Origin of the sequence: Aliikangiella marina (assembly GCF_007004765.1) — a bacterium.
Classification (GTDB): domain Bacteria; phylum Pseudomonadota; class Gammaproteobacteria; order Enterobacterales; family Kangiellaceae; genus Aliikangiella; species Aliikangiella marina.
On the sequence record NZ_VIKR01000005.1, the window covers coordinates 41,465 to 62,780 of the forward strand.

Sequence of the window (21,316 nt, forward strand, 5' to 3'; positions counted from 1 at the left end):
TCAGTGAATAAATGGGTGCCTAGTGCACCCATCCAAAATGATCCGCGAACTTTTGTAACACGCTAATTATGCAAATCACTCTCAATAAGCATTGAATAAGCATTGAAATAAGTAACGAAGTTAGCGAGTTATCAATCGTTGCGGAAGAAATCTATCATCATTTGATGGAGCACCACTAAATCATAATTTTCGTCGTGTTCTCCCAGTGCGACTTGGGTGTACTCAAGTGCAGACGCACAATTATCGTAACGACGAGTAGTGGCCGTTTTGCCATCGCTGGTGATGACAAACTCCGCTGAAATGGTTGTTGTCGAGTCACAGTTATTGACCGCTTCCCAAATGGCCAAGGTATCGCTAACGGACGCAATACCATCTTGACGACCATTCAGCGGTACATCGGGATCGTTGGTGCCATGCACATGATGAATTTTAGTTGGCGCAGCTGCATCACAAGCTTGTTGCTCTCCCCTAAACTGGCCAGAGATAGCCATCGCTGCTGTAATCTGCTCGGGTATTTCGCAGGCGAGTTGATAGATCATAAAGCCACCTGCGGAAAAGCCCGTAATATAAACATTGTCGCTATCACCTTGATGGTTAGTGACTAAGTCATTGATTATCGCACTCACAAAAAGTGAGTCTTTGCTGATTGCAGAATTAGCGGTGACTTGGCTACTCCAAGCAAAATCGCCTTCGCCAACCGGAATTGCAAGCAAGTAACCGTTTTCTTCGGCAAAGTTAACGCCGTCGATAAAACTGTTGATGGTTCTTGGAGTACCCGGTGCACCATGCAACAAAATTAGAAGCGGTAATGTGCCTTGTTGGTTAGCTGGTTGATAAAGGTAGAAATGGCGTTCGCCAATCGATTCTACCTCAATTGTTTTACAGGTAGCGCCTTCAACTGCAGCACCACAAGCTGATAAAGGAGGCGGCGGTGGTGGCGGTTCATTTCCGCTGTTCCCCCCACCGCCGCCGCAAGCGACAAGGAGTTGGATTAAAATTACGCCGATGATAAAGGCGACGGTAGTCGAATGGGACGAGTTATTGGGTTGTGCCATTGAAATATTCCTGTTTTGAAAAGACCAGTCGCCAGCTTAAAAAACCCACAAAAAAGAGGCGATAACTAAGCCGTGATGAACAAGTGATGGAGTTGTGATAGCATGTAAAATCAATAACTTAATTAACTGTTGACAGTGATGGCTGTGAAGACTCAGTTGCAAATTGGAAAGCTAGTTTTTGACGTAAAGGCACATCAAATGATGTTGGGTGATACTAAGCTTCAGGTTGAGCCCAAGGTGATGGAAGTTATTCAATACTTTCATGAAAAACAGAATCAAGTCGTGACTCGTGAAGATTTACTCAAAGTTGTTTGGGATCATCAGGTAGTTAGTGACAATGCGGTCACTCGGTGTGTATCCCAAGTCAGAAAACTTATTGAACAAGAACCTGATAATATAGCCAACATCGAAACCATACCGCGGGTTGGTTATCGTTTAAATCTTAAAGGATCGGTTGGCGACAGAGTCAAATCGTTTACCTTTAGAGATATCCCTTTTGACACAACAATATTTAAGGTCGCTACTTTTGTTTTCTTTAGCCTAGCGCTGTTCGCTAATTATTTTTATGACCTGCTTAATCGGCCAATTGATATTGACGCGGTTGTCGTAGAGACATTAACCGAACTCCCTGGAGTCGAGCGGAACCCGAGACTTTCGCCTGATGGCGAGCGTCTCGCCTTTAAATACCGGCACCGTGACAGTGAGTCATATCACCTCTATCTGATGAATTTAGAAAACCGCGAGTTTTATCCGGTTGTTGAAGGTGAGCAAGTGATCCTCAACTTTGCCTGGAGTCCTGACTCTCGCACATTGTTATTGAGCCGCTGGAATAATCAGCATGAGCGTCAATGCGAAATTCACCTGCTTTCATTAAGTTCGAGTTATCAAGTAGCGTCGCAAGAAAAGATTGTCGATTGTGGGGATCGCGCATTTCCCTATCTTGTATGGCATCCAGCCAGTGATAAATTTTATTTTAATGATAGAAAGTCTTTAGATAGACCTTATGCTGTTTTCAGTTATTCGTTGACTTCAAAACGTATCTCACAAGTAACGCTGCCTCCTCAAAATGGCAATTCGCGTGGTGATTTCTCGGTGTTCGGAGGCGCGAACAATCATCGTCTCGCAGTGCTCAGATACCGTCCGACTCACGACCATCAGCTCAATATTTATGATATGGATAATGATAGCTTGTTGTCGCAACAATTCTTAGCTGCAGAGTTCGACGAGGTGAGTTGGTTTGGTGGTTCAGATGACCTATTGATCAAACAAGCTGATAAGCTGTATCGATACGACCTTGAAAGTCAGGAAAAGACTTTGGTCTATCCTGTGGGCCAGGCTACCGGCGACTTTAGTGTCTCAGCAAATGATGAGCAAGTGTTTTTTGTCACGGGACAAGCTGATCGTAATCTTGTTAAATATCAATTAGATCATCCTCAGAAGCCTGAATTACTCTCGAGCTCTACAGCTTTTGAGCAGCGCCCGAGTTTTGCCAATCGCTCACTAAAAATTGCTTATTTTTCTAATCAAACGGGTAGCAATCAAATTTGGATTAGAGAATCCAATGGTGATCACCGGCAGCTTTCGCAGTCGCCCGTGTCACTAGCCAATACCCGATTAAGCTGGGCGCCAGATGATCAATCGATTTTGTTTGAATTCAATGATGAAATCTTTGCTATAGATACGGAAAATGGCAAAATTGAACGGTTAATAGAACGTTTTCACCGACCCTATGTCAGTCAATGGTCCAATAAAGGTGATGCGATCCTTTATTCATCAGAAAAAACTGGCGAGTGGCAAATCTGGCAACTGGACTTGGCAACTGGTGAGCACTCACCAATTACCACAAAAGGTGGTTATAGTGCGGCGCAATCAACAGATGGTTTCGTATATTTCTCTAGACTGCACGAACCGGGGATGTGGCGATTAAAACCAGAAAATAAGGATGTGCAGCCTGAATTAGTCATAGAGGATTTTGAAGTCATTAATTGGATGAGCTGGCAAATGTCTGCAGATGGAATTTACTATGTTCGCAACAGGGCGAATGAAAAAGGCGTGTTCTTTTTTGATTTTGCCGCCCAAGAGTCAACACAGATATTTCCGATATTAGCGAATCATAGTGCAACTTTTTCAATTAAAGATAATGAGATTCTGTTGACGATTCAAAGTAATGCAGAAAGTAAAATTCAGATGATACGCTTGAAATAGAAGAGTTTAATTATGATTTATATTGTATTGGCTATTGCTCTTATTGGTTTGCTCATTTTCTCTGTGACCAATGTCCTCCAACAACAAATATCAACAACTGAGCATCCCGGGTATGTGAGGGCTTTAATTTTTGGCTCTTTCGTCGTTATTCTTGGATTCTTCATTGTTACTTTTTTTGAGGAGACTGAGGAAGCCCTGATCCCTAATGGGTTCACTGAGATCGATAGCCATCTTTATGTAAAGGATTTCGATGGATACCAAGTGACGATTAACTATGATCCTCATGGCAAGTCTAAACATTCTTTAAATCGAGCGGATCGAGTTGTCATGTCTATTCAGTCAAACTTAAATAGAGATCATATTGCTAAACTGTTTTGCTCTGAAGCTGAATTTGAAGATTTCCTCGTGTCGGATAGAGAGTGGTTTCCGACAAAACACAAAAAGCTGGCAAATGGATATTATGTCGGTGAATGCTATCCGCCTGAGCTCGTTACCGAAATAGAAAAGCTAGAACCAGCAACGCATGGATTTGAGCCACGCTATGCGAGATATCTGTTTATTCCGACGATCGATAAAGATAGTAATTATTTACTGTTAAAGCTCACCGATGAAAATATCCAAGCGATTAATGATCAGATTGAAAACTTTCTTAATTTCTATCGGATTTACATGCCCAATTAGTCGCCTGAATGACATAGGTACGTTGCCCAAAATGAAAATATAGAAAAGCGACTATTGGTTAGCGAGAATGGGCGAACGAGAATCTCTCACCAAGGAAAACCACTCTCTGCGATCATCAGGTACGAATAAGTAGCAATGATTGCAGAGTTGGGTTTAATGTTTTGATCATGCACTTCTCATCAACGCGAGCTTTGACCCGAATCCGATAAATATTACCCCGGTAGTCGCGTTTAACCATTTCTTAAATTTCTGATTATTTGCAATGCCTCGCATTCCAGCCAAAAGCACTACCATTGTTGAAAACCAAATTAAATTAACCAGAGAGTGGGCGGTTACTAATGCGTAAGCGTTTAGTGTGCTTTCTTCGATCCCCATAAACTGGGGAAAAGCAGCCAAGTAAAACATAGACACCTTCGGATTGAGTACATTAGTTAAAAAACCTTCAGCGAAGGCTGTCAGAGTTTTGACCGGTCGATTGTCTGGTAGGCTAGTTACTTGAATGGTTACTTTGGGTGTTTCAAAGGCACTGATGAGGGCTTTAATGCCGATCCAAATTAGATAAGCTGCGCCGAGCATCTTGAAAATAATAAAAGCCTGTGAAGATTGAACCAAAAGCAACGAGATGCCAAAAATAGAAAGGGTACCGTGGACGTAAAAAGCCGCAACAAATCCCCATACATTAGCGAATCCAGCTTTGCGACCTGACACAGGAACGGTTTTAGCAATGAGAAAGCCGTTTGGCCCAGGAGAAATGACTAATAGAGTCGCGACGGCGACAAAAGTAAGAATAGTATTGATATCCATGGCATTGTCCTTAAATAAAGTGCTTTAATCAATTGATTACGCTGTAATCCTACGAGTGCTTTTTTTAAGGCAAGGCATTCTAACTGATTTTGAAATCTTATACTCGTAAAATATTAAATTATTGTTCAATAACCATCTTATAGGCCGTTTACTATGACTGGGTGATGTCAATGTAGCTTAGATACCTTTGATAGATTTGCCTGACATAGTTAACCGCTTCACTTCCTCGACAATAACCGAAACGGGCCTTTTTATAGTAAGCCGGTTGCTGTAAAAGCAACATTGCCAAACCACTTATTCGGATCGAGGTTTAATTCTTTCGCAATTCGTTGAGCATCTCGTACATGTCCAAATCCCGCATTGTAAGCGGCCAATGCAAAAAATAACCGTTCTTGAGTTGGCATATCTTGGCTAAACCTTTGTCGAGTCCAATTCATGTATTGAACGCCTGCATGAATTGATTGAACTGGATCGGTGAGGTCTGTGAACCCAAGCTCCTTGCCTGTCCTCGGGAGTACTTGCATTAGACCAAGCGCGCCAGCATTGGACTTTGCTTTTGGATTGAAGCGACTTTCTTGATACATTTGTGAAACAATTAGTCGCCAATCAAATTGAAATTTTGATGATTTTTCTTTCACGATATCATCAAAGGGAGATAGCGTTGAGCCTTGAGTAATTCTTTGCTCTCGATGTCTTTGTTGGCGTTTCTGATCGGAGAAGTATTTATTTTTGACTACGTTGTAGAATGTTTTTCGGTACTCCTTACGAATAAATCCATTAATGGCATTTAATAGATTAGGATTGTTCTTTCTGACTAAATATGAATAGGGGATTGATTCGTTAAGTGTTAAGGGGGTAACGATGTCATCTCGAAACTGCATTTCAATACTCACTAAATTACTGTCTGCAATTGTTAGGTCGATAGTTTGTTCGGCAACTTGACCAATTAACATCTCAGTCGATATTGTCTCTTCAACTGAAGCAACATTAGCGCCATACTCCTTGGCAAGCTCTTGAGCGGTCGACCAGAAGGCGCTGGTCGGCCGTACATTAATGGTTCTGCCCTTTAAATCAGCCAAGGCGTTTATCGGTGCCGAGTCTTTGTGGGCGACCATTAGCTCAGAGACTCGTTTGTATCGAATACTAAATGCTAAGTCGATTTCGGATTTCCTTTCCGCTGTTCTTGACAATCCAGCAGCAATAATATCGCCTTTTCCCTCTCTTAACAGGGTAGTCATTTCATCTAATGAGTCGGCGACAATAATTTCGAGTTTGAGAGCATTGCGCTTCGCAAACTCCCTCATGAGTTCATACTCAAACCCCATTAATTCGCCCCGTAGTAAAAAGTAGGTCTCCGGACTATTGCGAGTAATCATTCTAAGCGGGAGCCCTTGTTTTTTCATTCGATCGAGATCGAGTTGCCTCGATTGAGACTCTACTTCAGCGACATGTTGTAGCGCGATAAATTCATTGATTTTATTTAAAACGGAAGTGTTGCCTAAATTAACCACCCAAGCTAGCTGGCTTTTTGTCGGGAGCGTTGCAATGATTTTTATATCTTGTCGATATTGTATTAGCGTGTCATAGGCTGATTTATCAATGACGCTGTAATCAAATTGTTGCGCAATAAGCGCATCTGAAATTTGCTCTGCACTGAGTGACTCATCAATGGTATTAATTTGCCAGTTTGGATGATGACGTTTAATGGATTCGATGTAAGCAGTGTCCTTAGGAACAGTAATGATTAAATTATCGGTTAATTTTGCTGCATTTTCTTTGCGAGTAATGACTACTTCCCTATCTTTCTTGATAGGCAAAGTGAATAGCATTGATGCTTGGCGAGACTTAGTGATAGTTAAATGTCGGGCGATTAGATCGGCTTCATCATTGGCCAGCATAGCAAACATTTGGGTGAGGTTATCGGCGAAAATCCACTCGATCTTGAGCTGATGGTTGTCTGCAAATTGTTTCAGTAACTCTTCGTGATACAGTGTTGAGCTGCCCAGTCGGGGTAAAGAATCTTCTTCCTCAAAAGCGAGTTTCAGTGCTCGAATAGTGCCTGAAGCTTTGATTGCTTGCCAATTTCTTAATTGATTGGGAATTCTCGTACTTGTTTGTTTTGCCGCTGTTGTTTTTAGTGCTGTTGTAGCGAGAGGAGCAATCGCTTCACTCGCTTGTTCATTATTTGCCTCATCATTTTTATTTTGTTTGCTAGGACTGGTTGAATCACAGCCTAGTAGTATTAAACTGGTTAAGATTGCATAGATGAGTTTTTTCATAGGTAAGTTTTTTACTGTTTAATTAATGTAGGAATTCGTTTTATGCGTATTTTCGATTCAACTAATGTTGTTGAAAGCTGCTAAAACGACAGCTCTTCTTGCCAGTCAACATTTCCCGTTACTCTCGAACCTTCTTGATAAATCTCGTCAAACTTATCGACTTCAAACATACCAATGTGGCCTAATCTCGGAGAAAGCATGACATCTGGTGGCTCTCCGGCTAGTCGGCTTCTGGTAATTTTGTCTTGCATAATGTTGATTGCGAATGACAGCACATCGACAGTATTGTATGGCATCTTTTCTTTGCCGTTCTTATTTAATAGGGGATTTACTTTTTCCATCACTTTTTCAGAAAATCTTCCCATTAAGCTTTGTTCAATAATTTCGCCGCTTTTGTCAGGTTTTTCGTTCGGCATTTTTCTTTTTGAGCCGAGTAACTCAGTATTTAAGTTGACAGCAATAACTCTCTCTGCGCCTTTTGCGCGACAAGCAATAACCGGTACAGGATTAACCAGGCCGCCATCAAGAAGGTATTGGCCATCCCACTTAACGGGTGAAATTACTCCGGGGTAAGCCATGGATGCACGGACTGCCTCCCAAACAGAACCCGATTCGATCCAGACTTCTCTACCGGTTGTCATATCGGTAGCGACAACAATAAGTTTCTTATCTAGATCAGAAAATGAAATATCACCAAAAGTCTCTTTCATATAGGAAACGAACTGTGCGCCGTCCGCAAGCCCACCACGCGAAGTGAGTTTAGGATCAAGAAAACCGACCAGTCGTTTCAAGTTTAGGGATTTAAACCAATCCTCTATTTCGTCAAACTGATTGGCGGCATAGCAGGCACCGATAAGTGCGCCCACAGAGGCTCCTGCGATAATTTGCGGCTCAATCTGTTTCTCACCCAGACCTCTGAGGACACCGAGGTGAGAGATTCCCCTCGCAGCCCCGGCACCGAGCGCGATCCCCAGTTTTTTATTGTCGTGAGCCAGGTTGTTGGGCGTTGTATTGTTGGAAGCTTCTAAATCTGTCATGAATGCCAGCAAATAAATAAGATTACAAGATTAACCATAAAATATAGGAAAATATCATCGCTTACAATGACTGAGTTCTTATAGATGAAAGTCGTTTTTAAATCGAGTGTGAACGAATCAGTCGTAAAATTGTTATTAACAGCGGCGAACAATAAAACAATGGCGACAGACGAATTCTGTTTCTTTAATGGTTAGCTATTTTGTTAAGCTCATCGATTAATAGGTTGATGGTCGATTCTGTTTTATGAGGGTCGAGGTAGTCACTCTGACAAATCTGTTCGCTTCTTCCTGCACCCCCAGCGCCGAATCGAGTCGCTCCGTAAACAACACTGATCTTTTTTATGAGTTCAAGCGGTTTAATCGCCTCAGCGTGTAAGTTTTTGAATAAACAAAATTTGACTTTCTGCTTATCGGTCTGTCGATAAAAATAGAGATAAAGTCCGCTCCCAAAATGATCAGAGAACTTGGCTTCCCAATGGGGTTTACCAACGCGATTAATATAGGGAGTCTTCCAAGGTATGTTATTACCGATTGTGAGTGTAAATAATGGACCAAAAGCGGTCTGGTATTGTTTAACGGCGTCAAAATTGGTTATCCATTGATGATGATATTCCTCGATCTGTTTTTCTATCTTAGCTAGCAAGGTTACTTCATCTATCGAATGACAAATCTCCTTAATTCGTTCAATACTGATAAAATCATCGTCGTTGTAATCGCTATTGACGGGAGCGTTAAAAATTTCAAACAAGTCGTCAAACGTATCATGGTCTTCGTTAGGTAAACCGACATCGACACTCAATTCGCCTTTGGCAAAGTAAATAATAACGGGGCGATAATCTTGTGTTCTTGCCCAAATTTGAACTGGAGTATGTAAGTAATAGTGACAGTCAAACAGTTTCATGAAAGTTGTTAACTTGTTGGTATTATTATCGATTTGATTAAGCTATTCATTTATCAATTGGATACTAAAGCTACTGGCTAAACATTTCTCGGTAAGCATTTTCGACATAGGGTTTAGCCCATCAGAAGTCCTTATGGAGGTAAGAGTAAAACTTTAACTCGCGGTTAAAGCTTTCGCAAATATGTAACTTGTTGCGTATCTCTGACGATAACTGATCAAAAGCGCTTTCTGGAATAAAAGTAAAATCTGCTCGGCCGACAGCGACAAATCTAAGGGCATCCGCTGGCGTATCCAGTTCAGTATACTCAGTAAAATCTTGAAAAAAATGACGGTAAAATTCTGCACCTAGAATCCCCGCTAAGGTCAATTGACTTTCTTTTGATTGCTTATAGGCACATTTCTTTTGATTTGCAGTTGAGGTAATTTTGACGAGATTTAAAGTAAATAGAACGGGTTGCAATTGAATCAGATTAGAATTGCCTTTATAAGCAATTGGATTTCTTGCGATATCTAAACCAACTAATCCTTTCTTGACCAAATCGAGTGATTTTTTATTCGGGTGTAGTTGATACTCAAAATTGATACCTGAATTGCTAAGGGCTTGACGAACTTGTTTTTCTAATTCGGGCATATTTTCGGAAAGTGCATTCGAGCCTGTTACCGTTAACAAAGGCATCTCACCACTTTGGGATGGTAATGAGCAGACCACCGTCAGAAATAACAGCACTGAAAAGTACTTTTTGTTGTTGTTGAAAATTAAAAAAACGCCTGATGAGAACAACTGAATTCACTAATCTAGGGTTGTGTAAGACAACCAATCACTACCTGTATTAAGTATAAAGCATAAAATCACTAATGCTTGTTTTTAATATAGTCAATAAAATCAATTAGTTATGGTTTTTTTGGCCGTTTTTAGCGAATCTTTGCGAATTTTGGCGCATGCTACCTTGTATTACAAGGTAGCATGCGCTATAGTCGGTTCATGGAAGCAAAAAATACTATTACACAAATGAGACGCGGCATTTTGGAATTTTGTATTGTCAGCCTATTGGCTGACAACGAAATTTATACTGCAGAGCTCATCACGCGCCTAAAAGCGGCAAATTTAATCGTCACTGAAGGCACTTTATATCCAATGCTCAATCGTCTGTTAAAAGGCAAGTTGCTGCAATATCGATGGGAGGAATCTGATTCAGGCCCACCCCGAAAGTATTACTCTTTAACTGAAGAGGGGGCTGCTTTTTTAGCACAACTGGATTCGGCTTGGCAGGACATTACCACATCTGTCGAAACTATTCGAAGAGGGGAACAAAGTGAATAAAGTCGTAAGTATTGAGATCGCGAGTCAAGTATTTTGGATCGACGAAGACGCGTATCAAACTTTAAAAGATTACCTTAAACAAATTCGTCAGCAACTCGCAAGCGAAGAGTTTGCAGACGATATTTTCAGTGACATTGAATTGCGAGTTGCAGAATTACTCTATGGATTACGTTCTGATGAAAAGAAAGCCGTTACTCGCACTCAAATAAATGAAGTCATTGAGCAAGTAGGGTTTATTAATGGCGAGATTTCCGATGAGGAAATTCCGCGAAGAGCTTATCGCGATCAACAAAATAAAATCTTAGCCGGTGTTTGTTCTGGACTATCACAAAGACTGAGAGTTCCAGCATTTATTTTGAGAGTAATATTTTTAGCGTTAAGCGTGGTCTTTGGATTAGGTGTCGTTCTATATTTAATTTTTTGGATATCGCTTAGTAAGAATACTTCAAGAGCAGATGCTTTATCAGCACAAGGTAAGCGACCTACCGCGAGTGAGATTACGCAAATAAAACCAGCAAAAGAGAGCCCACTTTTTCAAGTTCAGCGTGTGATTTTTTTACCTTTTAGTATCTTGGGAGCGCTGCTAACTGTTTTTACTAACCATTTTAAGAAGCGTAAACAAGGGTACTTTATGATAATTAAAAACCTCTTTGCAATCGGTTTAGTATTATTAAGCTTACTGCTCTTTAGCGGGATTTATGAGTTTAATCGAAATCAACTTTTTAGCGATTTTACTGCTTGGATACTCAGTGGCGGCGTAATTTACCTTATCGTTGTTGGGCTGATGGTTTATATTCGCGAATACTACTTGCCCAAACCAGTAAGGCCGGTTGATAAAAAATTAAAGCGAGGTGCTTTAGTTCCGGTAACGATGATTATTGCTGCAACTATTTACCTCAACTATACCCATAAAGAGCATGCTCATGAACTGGTCGATAAAACCTTTAACCTTCAGTCTTCGCAATTAACACTCGCATTTGTCGAACATGATGAGATGAATGATTACGCAGGAACGGTAAGATATCGAATTAAAACTCATAAGGATGGAGAGCAGCAGGTAAACCTAGCGATCAATTATTCTAGTAACGGCATAACCCAAGAGTCAGCTCGAGAGAACATAAAGGCGGTCGATTATTTTTACACTTTTGATAAAGATGTTTTAAAACTTGATCACTATTGGAACCTTAAACAAGATGCGCTGCGACGAGGCCAAGACATTGAAGTGACCATCGAAGTACCTCAAGGGATCACCTTGAATAGTCGTTGGCCGCTAGTTGTTAAGCACGATAACGATGGTTACCAGTATTATACTCGCTATTATTGGTCTAAATCGAAAGAGGAGGTTTCTTACTTATCAAGTGGTGAGTATTTACACGAAATTGGAGAGACTTATCGCAATAAGTTAAGCGACAATGAAAGACAAGTATTAAACGACAAATTTTGTGAAGAGTTCTTTATCAGTGAGTCATGGGGATGCCCGACTAATATTCGCAACTCTGTAACCGACAACTATCGCTTTGATCGCGCATTTATGAATGATAGCCAAGGTATCGATCAGATTAGAGAATTCCTTCAACCCGATCGCAGTTTGTTTGTTAGCAATCTGACGGAAATTGAAAGACTAATCAATGAAATTAGTATTGAGTATGCTGTGAAAGGTGAATTTCATAGTTATGTCGAGCATTTGATTGCGATTAAAGCGCAAGATGATATTTCTTTATCACTTGCTGATCGGTAAAAATAATAATCATCATCAAAAAAGCCCATTCGGTTCGATATGGGCTTTTATTTTGGTGCATTTAATTAGCTATTTGAAAAGTTTTTCAAGGAGCTAAAAAATAAACCAGCGCCACCCGCCATCAATACAATAAGTACAATAATATCAAAAGCACTCATGGGCATGAGGGTCATTCGAATATTGACGATAATCCCTACAATGAGTGCAATGATACTTAGGCCGCTGAGTAACCAACCAAAGGGATTTTTACTGTTCCAAAAGATCATAATGATGCCGATAATAAACGGTATGAAGATCATCCCGCCGGTAATACCGAATCCGCCGGCAGCATAGAGTCGTGTACCGAAACCAAAACCGGCGGCTAAAGCGCCAGTCGTCACGATTACCTTCGATAGAAATATGTAACCGCCTACACACATCATGATTAATCCAGCCAAATAGCGACCAACCCCTCCGCTAGTGCCGCCAGCGCCTTCCGGTGTATGCATTTGATTGCTCCTTGTTTAACATCTACTGTCTTTTATCAACGCGCAGCTTAGCGAAATAGTCCCTTAAATACAATTCAGGACTAATTCGATTAGATTGCGAACGAGGAAACTTATTGCAGTGTCAATTAAAAAAGGGAGCGTTCGGCTCCCTTCACTTCAAAAACTGCTGTTTCTGAAAATCAATACGATTGAAATCGAAGTATTTATTTGCGGATCCCCTCAACATGTAAGTCGAGGTAGACCTCTGTTGACGCTGGTCCTAAGCGCTCTTGCATACCAAAATCTTTAAGTCTGATTTTCGTTTCCCCAGCGAATCCCGCTCGATACCCGCCCCAGGGATCTTTACCTTCGCCGATTTTTTCAGCATCAATGGTGATAGATTTGGTCACGCCATGTAAGGTCAATTCGCCAACAACCTCAATTTTACCGTTGCCTTTATCGGTGATTTTAGTGCTGTTGAAATTAGCTTTTGGAAACTTGTCGACGTTTAAAAAATCACTGCCACGTAAATGTTTATCGCGTTCTGCGTGATTGGAGTCGATACTTGTCACGTCAATATCGACCTTAATAGAAGCGGCATTGGGATTTTCGGCATCATAATTGAAAGTTCCCGAGAAAGTATTGAATCGACCGGTAAGCCAAGAGTAGCCAAGGTGTTTAATTTTAAAATTAATCGACGCGTGTGCGCCGCGATCATCGATTCGATATTCCGCTGCCGCAGCACTAAAGCTTGCGAGCAACATAATCAAAAATACTGAACCTATTATTTTCATTTTAATCTCCAATAATTAATAGATGAATCAAATCATTCGCTTTAAGGTTTCGTCTTTGTCATAGAAATGATGCTTTAGCGCGGCAATTCCATGAATGCTTGCTAAACCGATCAATACGTAAGCTAGCCACTCATGGATTAAACCGGCCGTATCTTCTTGGTTATCGATTAATGAGCCTAGAGAGGGGATTTCAAACCAACCCATTACATCGATTGAACGATTATCGGCGGTAGAGATTAAATAACCGCTAATAATCATCAAGAAAATCAGCAGGTAAAAAAGACCATGCGCTAATCTCGCACTTTGAATTTCCCAAAGTTGGTGATTTTTCGGCGGCACAGGCGTTGTATTACTGATTCGCCATAGCATCCTCAGAACCATCAGGAGGCCAAGTAAAATTCCAACGCTCTTGTGATAATAGGGAGCTTTAGTATACCAGGCATCATAATAATCTAAGTCTACCATCCACAAGCCGACCGCAAACAACGCGATTACGGTGATAGCGGTAAGCCAATGAAGGAATTTGGCGACTAATCCGTACTTTTTGGGTGAATTCTTTAGCATAGTATTCCAAGTCATATTCGGTTGAAGAAGGCTAGTATCGCGTCTACTAACGGTCATTCAGCTTAGTCATTAATTGTTTTTAACACAGACAAGGAGTGGTGCACAAATGAGACAAACTGAGTAGGATGAAAAAGTTAGCTGAGGAAGTGTAACATTGTGCCAAGTAAGTACTCTTAGATTCAGTTTTAATCGTGATCTTATCCCTAGAGAGAGATTGCAGCCAATTTAGAGGTAATCAATTAACCCATGAAACGATTTTATTTCCTAGTGATTGCGGCTTTTGTCGCTATTCATATGCAGATATCCGCAAATACTTTAGAAGAAAAAGATACGGGCGTGCCGATTAATCAGCCGGTACCCGCGCTGAGTGCTATCGGTATCGATGGAAGTGCTCAAAACCTCGCGCAACTATCAGGTCAAAAAGGAACTATTCTAATTTTTCATCGTTCGGCAGATTGGTGCCCCTATTGCAAGCGGCATTTGATCGAGTTTAATAAATGGAATAATAAGTTCGCTGAACTCGGCTACAATTTAGTCGCAATATCTTATGATTCTGTGGAAGTGTTAAAGCGCTTTACGGAGAAGGAAGGCATTCAGTATGCATTGATTGCCGATCAGAATCAGCAAACTATGAAGAGTTTTGAGGTTCTCAATACTGATTATGAGCCCGGTCATCGACATTACGGTATCCCATTTCCGGGTGTTATGGTGGTTAATAAGAGCGGTATCTTAACTTACAAGTATTTCTATCAAGGGTATAAACATCGCGTGGTGATCAGCGATTTGTATGAAAAGCTGAAAAACCAATAAAAACCACAAGATCGACAGATTTTTTGCATCACTAAGTGCCAGCTCAATGCTGCGCTGGCACACTCCCACCTTCATTAACTTTTGGATTAACCTTCGGCAGAAAGCTGAGACGGTCCGAAGCATGCCAGATCACCAGGTGTCGGACTAATATAAGACGGTTTTTGGTTAGAATGATTTTTACTTAAAAACGGAAGTTTGCGGCTCACAGCTGATTGGGCTAGCAGTTAACTCAAAACAAGGATTGCAGCTAGCGCCGTAATTGGTATCCTGATAGATGCAATATCTCAAAGAAATATCGCTTTATCTGGAAACGCTTCAATGGACCCTAAACTCACAAGGGGATATTTGCCAGTTGTATTGGTTTTGTTGTTAGGTGTCGGTTTCACCGTGACGCTAACTTGGAGCTTGCTTGATAGAGAATCTCGCTTTCAATTAAACCAATTCGAAAAAGACGCAACGCTTTATGCTGACGCCGTGGAAAAAGCGTTAGAACGGCGCAGTAATGTTGTATCTGATTTAGCGAATTACTTTTATCTTAATGAAAATTTGAGCCGCAAAGCGTTTTCTCAGATTGCCCAAACCTATTTAGCACGGGATCTGAGTATTCAAGCGTTAGAATGGATTCCTCTGGTGCGCAAGGCGGATCGCAGCGCGTTTGAATTACAAGCAAAAAAAGACTACCCGAACTTCCAATTTACCGATAAAGATCCTCAGGGAAATATTATTCGTGCTGGCGAGCGCGATGTATATTTTCCGGTTTACTATGTTGAGCCCTACTTAGGTAATGAGTCCGCTTTGGGTTATTCATCGATTGGCTCATCGATTCGCAATGAAATGATAAACCGCGCAATAAAAACAGCTTCACCGGTTGCAAGCAGTAGAGTTGATTTACTTCAAGTGCCGGAATTTCAGTCGGGCTTATTCGTTTTCACGCCAGTATTTCATAACAAACTAACTCAATCATTAACACAACTAGACCTTGGTAACTTAAAAGGATTCACGCTAGGCGTATTTAAATTGAGTAGTATTACCAGTCGAGCGCTAGAGCAACAAAAACATCTTCCCCTAAATTTGTTGCTATTTAATTCCTCGCATGCAAGCGCTGATAGTTTTTTGTACGGCCATGATAGTAAAGGCCGGCATCAATTTGAATTCGAATCGAATATGCTAGAAACGCGCTCGTTGATTTATCAGCATGACTTCAATTTAATGGGTCGACACTGGCAGGTCATCATCAAACCGGAAGCGGGAAAGTATTCTGCTTTATCGCTCAATCTTATGTTTGTTTTTATGTTTGGCTTGGGGATTTCGATATATGTCGCTTGGTTAGTATCTCGAGTGAGAAAAAAGCAAATTGCAGAAGCTGAATTACTTTCTCAGGAAATGACCACTGCCCAACTTATTCTCAATAATAAAGATACTACACTCATGCGACAGAATAATGCTCTGACTCATTTAACCCAAAGTATCAACCAGTTCAGTGAGAGTTTAAGTGAGTCTTTAGAGGATATAACCGAGACTGCGTCAGTAACCTTAAATGCGGGTTCAGTCAGTGCTTGGTTCTTTAATGATGATAAGAAAATCATCCAGTGCTTTGATTATTATGATCTTACCAACAAAGAACATCTAAGCGGCTTCGAAATGCATGCAGAAAATTATCCGTTATTTTTCAATGCGATCTTAAATGGTGAAGTTATTGTTGCCGATGATGTCTTAAAAGATTCTCGTACCAGAGAGCTTGAAGATGACTACATAACACGCTTTGATACGAAATCTTTATTAAGTGTGCCGCTGAGGTATCAAGGAAAAATTGTCGGTGTAGTCAGTGTCTCACAAAATAAAACCAATCGAGCCTGGTCAATAGAAGAAATTCATTTTACTAACTCTATTGCTAGCTTTATTGCACTAGCCGTGGAATCAGTGAGACGTCACCAAGCCGAATTACAATTAAAGCAATCGAGTGATCGATTAGCACTAATTAATGCGATTGCAAATGGTATCCGAAGCTGCTTCTCGCCCCAATCTGTCATTCGCTATGCACTAAAGTTATTGTTTGATGAGTTTCCTGACTATCGTGTCTCTTACGCAAAGGTATCAAAACTAGGTGTAGTTACCGTTATCGAGTGTTTATCGCCGAGTTTTATGAAAAATGTTAAAGGCGCTAAAATCGACTTAAAAGTGGTTCCTGATTTTTTGATTCGTTTACTCAAGCAAGAACCTGTTATTTTGAGTGACTTGTTGGGTGATGCACGATTAGATAACTTAAAGGACACAATAATCCAGAGCAATACGAGAGCATTGTTAAGCTATTCACTCTCGCGCTTTCACGATCAAGTCGACTTTTTAATGTTGGAAAGTCATGCTAGCCATCATTGGGGAGAGCATGAGATTTTAACCATTAAAGAAGTCACTGAATATTTAGAGTTGGCACTTCGAGATGCTCGAGGTCAGGAAGCCAGAAAGCGTGCAGAAAAAGCGCTTGATAGTCAAAAAGCTAAGCTCGAATACTTAGTGGAAGAGCGAACTGCAGAATTAAGACACAAATCTGATTTGGAAGAAGTGGTCGCCAATCTCTCTACCAAGTTTATAAATTTACCAGTCGATGAGTACGATGAGGTCATTTATAACGCACTACAGTCTATCGGTAGCTTATGTCGGGCCGAACGAGCTAATTTAAATGAAGTGAAGTCGGATGAGCTTACAGTGATTAAGAGTCATGAGTGGCTGGCTCCCGGTATCAGTTCTTCTGTAGCAAAAAATTCCGAATTTAAACTTAATCGATTACCGTGGATCTATCGGCGTTTAAAAAAACGCAATATCGTCTACTTTGATTCTCCTGAGATGATGCCAAAGAGCGCAGAAAAAGATCAGAGTAGCTTAACCGCGATGGGGGCAAAATCATTCATTTCTATTCCGATTGTCTATGGCCTTAAGCTCTGTACGATTTTTAATTTGAGCACTCAGAATTATGAAGCAAAATGGACACCAGATGAAATTACGCTGTTGCAGCTGGTGGGTAATATGCTGACTAATGTTATTCAACGCCGACGTTACGAGGAACAATTAAAACGCTCAGAAAATTTACTCAGAAAATCCAATAAAAATTTGATGGCCATTATTGCTCCTTAATCAATGAATTCACATTATCAACAAAGGAAGCTCATAAAAGAAGGCGAGAACAACATCGAGACAACTCAGAGATTGAAGATTGATAGCGTGAGTGATTGTCGATATAGTGACTGTCAGTAGTTGTTTGCTCTTGAAAAAGAGTTATCTGAAATTGGCTATCCAGCCGGGTAGAATTTATGTTGTTTGCTTGTCTCTGTTCATCACGTAGCGGTCGCTGAGCGAATAAATCTGAATCAAAAAAGCAGCCACTCAAAGATACTAACATCACCCTTCAACTGAAGGATATTAGAACGCCTCAATTGAGGTTAGAGCATAGGAAGGAGTACATATTGGAAAATGGAAGTTTGTATATTCTAATTGGAATCGTCGTAGTTTTAGTTATTCTGAATTCCTTAGCTTCATACGTTATTCTACATACACATTTTGAGGTTAAAGAGCGCCGAACGTATCAGCTGATGTTCGTTTGGGTATTGCCGTTTATTGGCTCAATTTTTACGATTCTCATTAATAGAGAAGACTATTTTACTGATCGAAGGCTTAAGAAAGTAGGAAATGACTCCAATATTACTAATACCCAAGCAGCAAATATGGGTTCAAGTGTTGGGAGTAGCACTGAACCATAAATACGTAGCTTGAAATAGGTGATTGATGCAAAATACACTTAGCGAAATCAATCGTTCGGCATTAAATATTTCGAGTATGATAAGTATCTTAATAAGTAAGCGAAGTTTAAATTTAAGGGAACCGTTTTGGACAGACAAGAATTTGCAAGAAGATTTTCAGAATGACAATTATCGTATCTCAGTACAATAGAAGCTCTTAGTAAAAACAAAGATATAACATGGCATAGCTATTTTAGTTATGCTCACGTTGAAGAAGTTGGCTCTGTATCTATGGTCCTAAAAAAGGATAAAACAGGCCCAGAATCTAAAAATTTGAAAGAATTAAATAGCTATATAAAATTTTTGACTGGTGATGGTTTTAGTCTAGAAGTTTTGGTTGAATGGTCGCTAGATAGTTGTATATTCCATGTTGCATCATGGGAAGATGATGAGGAACCAGAGTGGCCTCAAGATATTAATGGTGGGTTTGTCTTGAGGTGGCTACCGGCTAAAGACTCTGAAAGTTTAGGTATGTGAATCACGGGTTAGATTCGCTGAAACGATGAGTGTATGGCAAACTCCATCACGTAGTTGACGCTCGAGTTTATGTAATTTAAAGTTTAATTAAATAAAAGTGGTCACTCAGAATCCACCGAATCTACCCTTTTGTTTAAAACCAGCTAATAAGTGTATTCACAATGACTGAAATTGAAATCGAAAGGTATTTAGCGAAACTTTCTGATTCTAAGCTGGTAGAGCTCCTCTATCGGTCATTAGCGGAAAGAAATTCAGGATGTGATAAATTACTTCTAGCGGAAACCTACAAAGCTGAGAATTCAGGTGCTGCTCATGTAGCTTTAGTAGCCATTCCACCATCAGGGTTTCCCATTACAAGTAATGAACGAGATGACTTTTTAGAAAATGGTTATTGCAGAAAATGTGAGATAGAAGTAACTGCAATTGCAAAAGAAGCAAATTGTCCTGTATGCAACTCTTTTGTTGGTTTAACTTAGTGGGTATTACCTCGACAACGCAAAGCATTTGATGAACTGCTGATTGAAACGTTTGACTTGAATATCACATAGTCGTCGCTCGTAATATAAATTAGTTAAATCAAAAGTCGACATTCAAAAATATTAACATCACCCTTCAATTGAAGGATAATAGAACTCCTCAATTGAGGTTAGCGTTAGCGTAATACAGGAAAATCAAACAAAGAGGAATTTATGAATAAATTATTCGCGATAGTAATATTTGTAGTAAGTAGTAACTTTGCCCAAGCAGCAGGTACTATTACTGGAAAAATTCACTCCATTCAGGCAAGAGAATCCGGTTATATCGAGATTACATTTGAGGAAACACATTCGAACCCTGATGAATGCGGTCAGGCTAAAAAAGTTGTTATTCCTCCAACCCATGTTGCAAAAGATGAAATCGTTTCATTTTCCTTGGCTGCGATGGCACAAGGGAAAACGAGCGCATACTACGTATTGGGTTGTTATGAACAATACAATACCTCTTATCCAATTGCTCTAACTGGTGCAATAAAAAACAACTAAGCTAACAAGTTTGTCAAGCGGGACAGCTTTAGCGTCGCTTCACTTTTGTACTTGAATAGCACAAAAGTAAACCAACTACAAAGCTACCCCTTACAAAGGCGTTGAACGTCCACTTTCAGGAATCAATTTCACTGTCATGTTCTAAATCTTCCAACGACTGCTTTATGGCAAACTCCGCCCTTGAGAAAAAATATCCTACTTTTAACGAATCACTATTTTTAAGGTAAAACTATTTGTCGACATTCAGAATCTACTCGCTTAAGTATTGTCGGTATCCTAAACTTTCCGTGCATGGACTTAATTTTGTTTTTTGCAGTTTCTAGATTCATTCCAGCCGTCGTAATATAGAGAGGTTTTTTACTGTCACCACGAAAAACCTGGTATTTTTCTCCGGTGCCAGAGAAGCTATTTTTAGCGACACCGATGATAGGTATTTTAGAGTCAATAGCTTTGTATAAATGTGCCCCTAAGCCGTCTGTTTGATCGTCACCTAATGTTACATAACCATCGATGACAATAATCTCAGGCTCGATTTTTATTTTTTTTAGTAGTGCCAACACACAAGGTAACTCTCGCTTGTAGAAACTACCTGATTGATAAGGTAGGATTTCGTCAACGCGAACACTGACGACCGCTTCAACTTCGGCTGACTCCCAATCCTTAAACAAAACACCCGATGCTATCGCGTAGTCATCACCGTTATAATGGACATCGATCGCGAGCTTCATTTTTGTGACTGACTCTCAATTAAAAATAACTTAACGGCGCAATCACACATTTCTGCAACTTGTTTTGAGTCATTGGTCTGCAAATATATCCCATCAATCACTAACCGAGCGATACCGTGCAGTGTGCTCCAAATCACCTGAGATAAGCGAAGATCACTGAATCCTTCAGGTAATATACCCTGGTCTTGCCATGACTTAATAAAATCACGTTGATATTGAAAAGCGGGGTAGGCATCTTTTTTAAGTGCCCCGGTATTGTGGCTTTCTTTCCAGATAGGTTGACCAAACATTAAGTCATAAAGATCCGGATTTTCAACCGCAAAGTCTACATAAGACTGCGCAAACTCACGAAAACGCTGTTCTTCTGAAATATTCGATTTGTCTTGAATTGTCTTGAGTCGATCAGTCCATACTTGAAAACCAAACGCCGCGATGGCGCAGAGTAACTCATTCTTATTTTTAAAATGATGGTACGGAGCGGTTCTACTTACGCCGACTTTTTCAGCCAATTTACGCAGTGATAGCGCGTTGATCCCTTGGGTTTTAATGATTTCAAGTCCAGCGGACAATAGCTGATTACGCAAGTCACCATGATGGTAACTGGCTTTCTCGGTATGGATATCAGGACTTTTATACGACATG

At 40.4% G+C, this 21,316-nt stretch carries 20 protein-coding genes; 9 read left to right on the forward strand and 11 right to left on the reverse strand.

Features of this window, described 5'->3' with window-relative positions; all coding sequences use genetic code 11:
* Positions 1-131: 131 nt before the first annotated feature.
* The gene (locus FLL45_RS17445; protein ID WP_142943388.1) at positions 132-1,055 is read right to left on the reverse strand and encodes a CE1 family esterase; all 924 of its coding nucleotides are present in this window, start codon (positions 1,053-1,055) and stop codon (positions 132-134) included.
* A gap of 138 nt (positions 1,056-1,193) precedes the next feature.
* Here FLL45_RS17445 and FLL45_RS17450 point away from each other — a divergent pair, with 138 nt between their 5' ends.
* Entirely contained in the window at positions 1,194-3,260 is a 2,067-nt protein-coding gene (locus tag FLL45_RS17450; protein WP_142943389.1) for a winged helix-turn-helix domain-containing protein, read from the forward strand.
* A 12-nt stretch (positions 3,261-3,272) separates the two neighbouring features.
* A complete protein-coding gene (locus tag FLL45_RS17455; RefSeq protein WP_142943390.1) occupies positions 3,273-3,941 on the forward strand; it encodes a hypothetical protein in 669 nt (222 codons plus the stop codon).
* 165 nt (positions 3,942-4,106) lie between these two features.
* On the opposite strand, the gene FLL45_RS17460 is transcribed toward FLL45_RS17455, so the two are convergent.
* From FLL45_RS17460 to FLL45_RS17480, 5 genes are all read right to left on the reverse strand, one after another.
* Positions 4,107-4,745 (reverse strand): LysE family translocator, encoded by a 639-nt coding sequence (locus tag FLL45_RS17460; RefSeq protein ID WP_142943391.1) that lies wholly within the window; start codon positions 4,743-4,745, stop codon positions 4,107-4,109.
* A gap of 251 nt (positions 4,746-4,996) precedes the next feature.
* On the reverse strand, positions 4,997-7,024 hold the full coding sequence (locus FLL45_RS17465) for a transporter substrate-binding domain-containing protein (RefSeq protein ID WP_142943392.1): 2,028 nt from the start codon (positions 7,022-7,024) through the stop codon (positions 4,997-4,999).
* 80 nt (positions 7,025-7,104) lie between these two features.
* Positions 7,105-8,061: a patatin-like phospholipase family protein gene (locus FLL45_RS17470; RefSeq protein WP_142943393.1), complete on the reverse strand. Its 957-nt coding sequence runs from the start codon at positions 8,059-8,061 to the stop codon at positions 7,105-7,107.
* 184 nt (positions 8,062-8,245) lie between these two features.
* Positions 8,246-8,962, reverse strand: a complete 717-nt coding sequence (locus tag FLL45_RS17475) for a hypothetical protein (protein WP_142943394.1) — start codon at positions 8,960-8,962, stop codon at positions 8,246-8,248.
* A gap of 121 nt (positions 8,963-9,083) precedes the next feature.
* Positions 9,084-9,638 (reverse strand): hypothetical protein, encoded by a 555-nt coding sequence (locus tag FLL45_RS17480; protein ID WP_142943395.1) that lies wholly within the window; start codon positions 9,636-9,638, stop codon positions 9,084-9,086.
* A 306-nt stretch (positions 9,639-9,944) separates the two neighbouring features.
* Between FLL45_RS17480 and FLL45_RS17485 the strand changes: the two genes are divergently transcribed.
* Positions 9,945-10,283, forward strand: coding sequence for a PadR family transcriptional regulator (locus FLL45_RS17485; protein ID WP_142943396.1), 339 nt, complete (start codon positions 9,945-9,947; stop codon positions 10,281-10,283).
* Positions 10,276-12,021, forward strand: coding sequence for a PspC domain-containing protein (locus FLL45_RS17490; protein WP_185964532.1), 1,746 nt, complete (start codon positions 10,276-10,278; stop codon positions 12,019-12,021). Before FLL45_RS17485 ends, FLL45_RS17490 begins: the two co-directional genes overlap by 8 nt.
* 65 nt (positions 12,022-12,086) lie before the next feature.
* On the opposite strand, the gene FLL45_RS17495 is transcribed toward FLL45_RS17490, so the two are convergent.
* The 3 genes from FLL45_RS17495 to FLL45_RS17505 all read right to left on the reverse strand — a co-directional run bounded on the left by FLL45_RS17495 (position 12,087) and on the right by FLL45_RS17505 (position 13,846).
* The gene (locus FLL45_RS17495) at positions 12,087-12,509 is read right to left on the reverse strand and encodes a hypothetical protein (RefSeq protein ID WP_142943398.1); all 423 of its coding nucleotides are present in this window, start codon (positions 12,507-12,509) and stop codon (positions 12,087-12,089) included.
* Positions 12,510-12,712: 203 nt separating this feature from the next.
* Complete coding sequence (locus tag FLL45_RS17500) at positions 12,713-13,282, reverse strand: YceI family protein (RefSeq protein ID WP_142943399.1); 570 nt, start codon at positions 13,280-13,282, stop codon at positions 12,713-12,715.
* 27 nt (positions 13,283-13,309) lie between these two features.
* A complete protein-coding gene (locus FLL45_RS17505) occupies positions 13,310-13,846 on the reverse strand; it encodes a cytochrome b (protein ID WP_142943400.1) in 537 nt (178 codons plus the stop codon).
* A 246-nt stretch (positions 13,847-14,092) separates the two neighbouring features.
* Between FLL45_RS17505 and FLL45_RS17510 the strand changes: the two genes are divergently transcribed.
* The 5 genes from FLL45_RS17510 (at position 14,093) to FLL45_RS17530 (ending at position 19,946) form a co-directional block, all read left to right on the forward strand.
* Positions 14,093-14,656, forward strand: coding sequence for a peroxiredoxin family protein (locus FLL45_RS17510; RefSeq protein ID WP_142943401.1), 564 nt, complete (start codon positions 14,093-14,095; stop codon positions 14,654-14,656).
* Between the two features lie 318 nt (positions 14,657-14,974).
* Positions 14,975-17,785, forward strand: coding sequence for a CHASE domain-containing protein (locus FLL45_RS17515; protein WP_142943402.1), 2,811 nt, complete (start codon positions 14,975-14,977; stop codon positions 17,783-17,785).
* 893 nt (positions 17,786-18,678) lie between these two features.
* Positions 18,679-18,924 carry a hypothetical protein gene (locus FLL45_RS17520; protein WP_142943350.1) on the forward strand — a complete coding sequence of 82 codons (246 nt, stop codon included), beginning with the start codon at positions 18,679-18,681 and terminating at the stop codon, positions 18,922-18,924.
* 161 nt (positions 18,925-19,085) lie between these two features.
* Positions 19,086-19,400, forward strand: coding sequence for a hypothetical protein (locus FLL45_RS17525; protein WP_142943351.1), 315 nt, complete (start codon positions 19,086-19,088; stop codon positions 19,398-19,400).
* Positions 19,401-19,613: 213 nt separating this feature from the next.
* Positions 19,614-19,946, forward strand: coding sequence for a hypothetical protein (locus FLL45_RS17530; protein WP_142943352.1), 333 nt, complete (start codon positions 19,614-19,616; stop codon positions 19,944-19,946).
* Positions 19,947-20,164: 218 nt separating this feature from the next.
* Here the strand turns inward: FLL45_RS17530 and FLL45_RS17535 are convergent, their stop codons facing one another.
* Positions 20,165-20,674 (reverse strand): endonuclease V, encoded by a 510-nt coding sequence (locus FLL45_RS17535; protein ID WP_142943353.1) that lies wholly within the window; start codon positions 20,672-20,674, stop codon positions 20,165-20,167.
* Entirely contained in the window at positions 20,671-21,315 is a 645-nt protein-coding gene (locus FLL45_RS17540; RefSeq protein ID WP_142943354.1) for a TetR/AcrR family transcriptional regulator, read from the reverse strand. The genes FLL45_RS17535 and FLL45_RS17540 overlap by 4 nt, the downstream gene beginning before the upstream one ends.
* Position 21,316 lies beyond the last annotated feature (1 nt).

Bases quoted from the DNA above. Each gene is read 5' to 3' on its own strand.
- FLL45_RS17445 (WP_142943388.1), bottom strand. From the start codon at position 1,055: ATGGCACAACCCAATAACTCGTCCCATTCGACTACCGTCGCCTTTATC.
- FLL45_RS17515 (WP_142943402.1), top strand. From the start codon at position 14,975: ATGGACCCTAAACTCACAAGGGGATATTTGCCAGTTGTATTGGTTTTG.
- FLL45_RS17500 (WP_142943399.1), bottom strand. From the start codon at position 13,282: ATGAAAATAATAGGTTCAGTATTTTTGATTATGTTGCTCGCAAGCTTT.
- FLL45_RS17465 (WP_142943392.1), bottom strand. From the start codon at position 7,024: ATGAAAAAACTCATCTATGCAATCTTAACCAGTTTAATACTACTAGGC.
- FLL45_RS17480 (WP_142943395.1), bottom strand. From the start codon at position 9,638: ATGCCTTTGTTAACGGTAACAGGCTCGAATGCACTTTCCGAAAATATG.
- FLL45_RS17535 (WP_142943353.1), bottom strand. From the start codon at position 20,674: ATGAAGCTCGCGATCGATGTCCATTATAACGGTGATGACTACGCGATA.
- FLL45_RS17540 (WP_142943354.1), bottom strand. From the start codon at position 21,315: ATGTCGTATAAAAGTCCTGATATCCATACCGAGAAAGCCAGTTACCAT.
- FLL45_RS17530 (WP_142943352.1), top strand. From the start codon at position 19,614: ATGAATAAATTATTCGCGATAGTAATATTTGTAGTAAGTAGTAACTTT.
- FLL45_RS17520 (WP_142943350.1), top strand. From the start codon at position 18,679: ATGGTCCTAAAAAAGGATAAAACAGGCCCAGAATCTAAAAATTTGAAA.
- FLL45_RS17525 (WP_142943351.1), top strand. From the start codon at position 19,086: ATGACTGAAATTGAAATCGAAAGGTATTTAGCGAAACTTTCTGATTCT.
- FLL45_RS17510 (WP_142943401.1), top strand. From the start codon at position 14,093: ATGAAACGATTTTATTTCCTAGTGATTGCGGCTTTTGTCGCTATTCAT.
- FLL45_RS17450 (WP_142943389.1), top strand. From the start codon at position 1,194: ATGGCTGTGAAGACTCAGTTGCAAATTGGAAAGCTAGTTTTTGACGTA.
- FLL45_RS17485 (WP_142943396.1), top strand. From the start codon at position 9,945: ATGGAAGCAAAAAATACTATTACACAAATGAGACGCGGCATTTTGGAA.
- FLL45_RS17495 (WP_142943398.1), bottom strand. From the start codon at position 12,509: ATGCATACACCGGAAGGCGCTGGCGGCACTAGCGGAGGGGTTGGTCGC.
- FLL45_RS17505 (WP_142943400.1), bottom strand. From the start codon at position 13,846: ATGCTAAAGAATTCACCCAAAAAGTACGGATTAGTCGCCAAATTCCTT.
- FLL45_RS17470 (WP_142943393.1), bottom strand. From the start codon at position 8,061: ATGACAGATTTAGAAGCTTCCAACAATACAACGCCCAACAACCTGGCT.
- FLL45_RS17455 (WP_142943390.1), top strand. From the start codon at position 3,273: ATGATTTATATTGTATTGGCTATTGCTCTTATTGGTTTGCTCATTTTC.
- FLL45_RS17460 (WP_142943391.1), bottom strand. From the start codon at position 4,745: ATGGATATCAATACTATTCTTACTTTTGTCGCCGTCGCGACTCTATTA.
- FLL45_RS17475 (WP_142943394.1), bottom strand. From the start codon at position 8,962: ATGAAACTGTTTGACTGTCACTATTACTTACATACTCCAGTTCAAATT.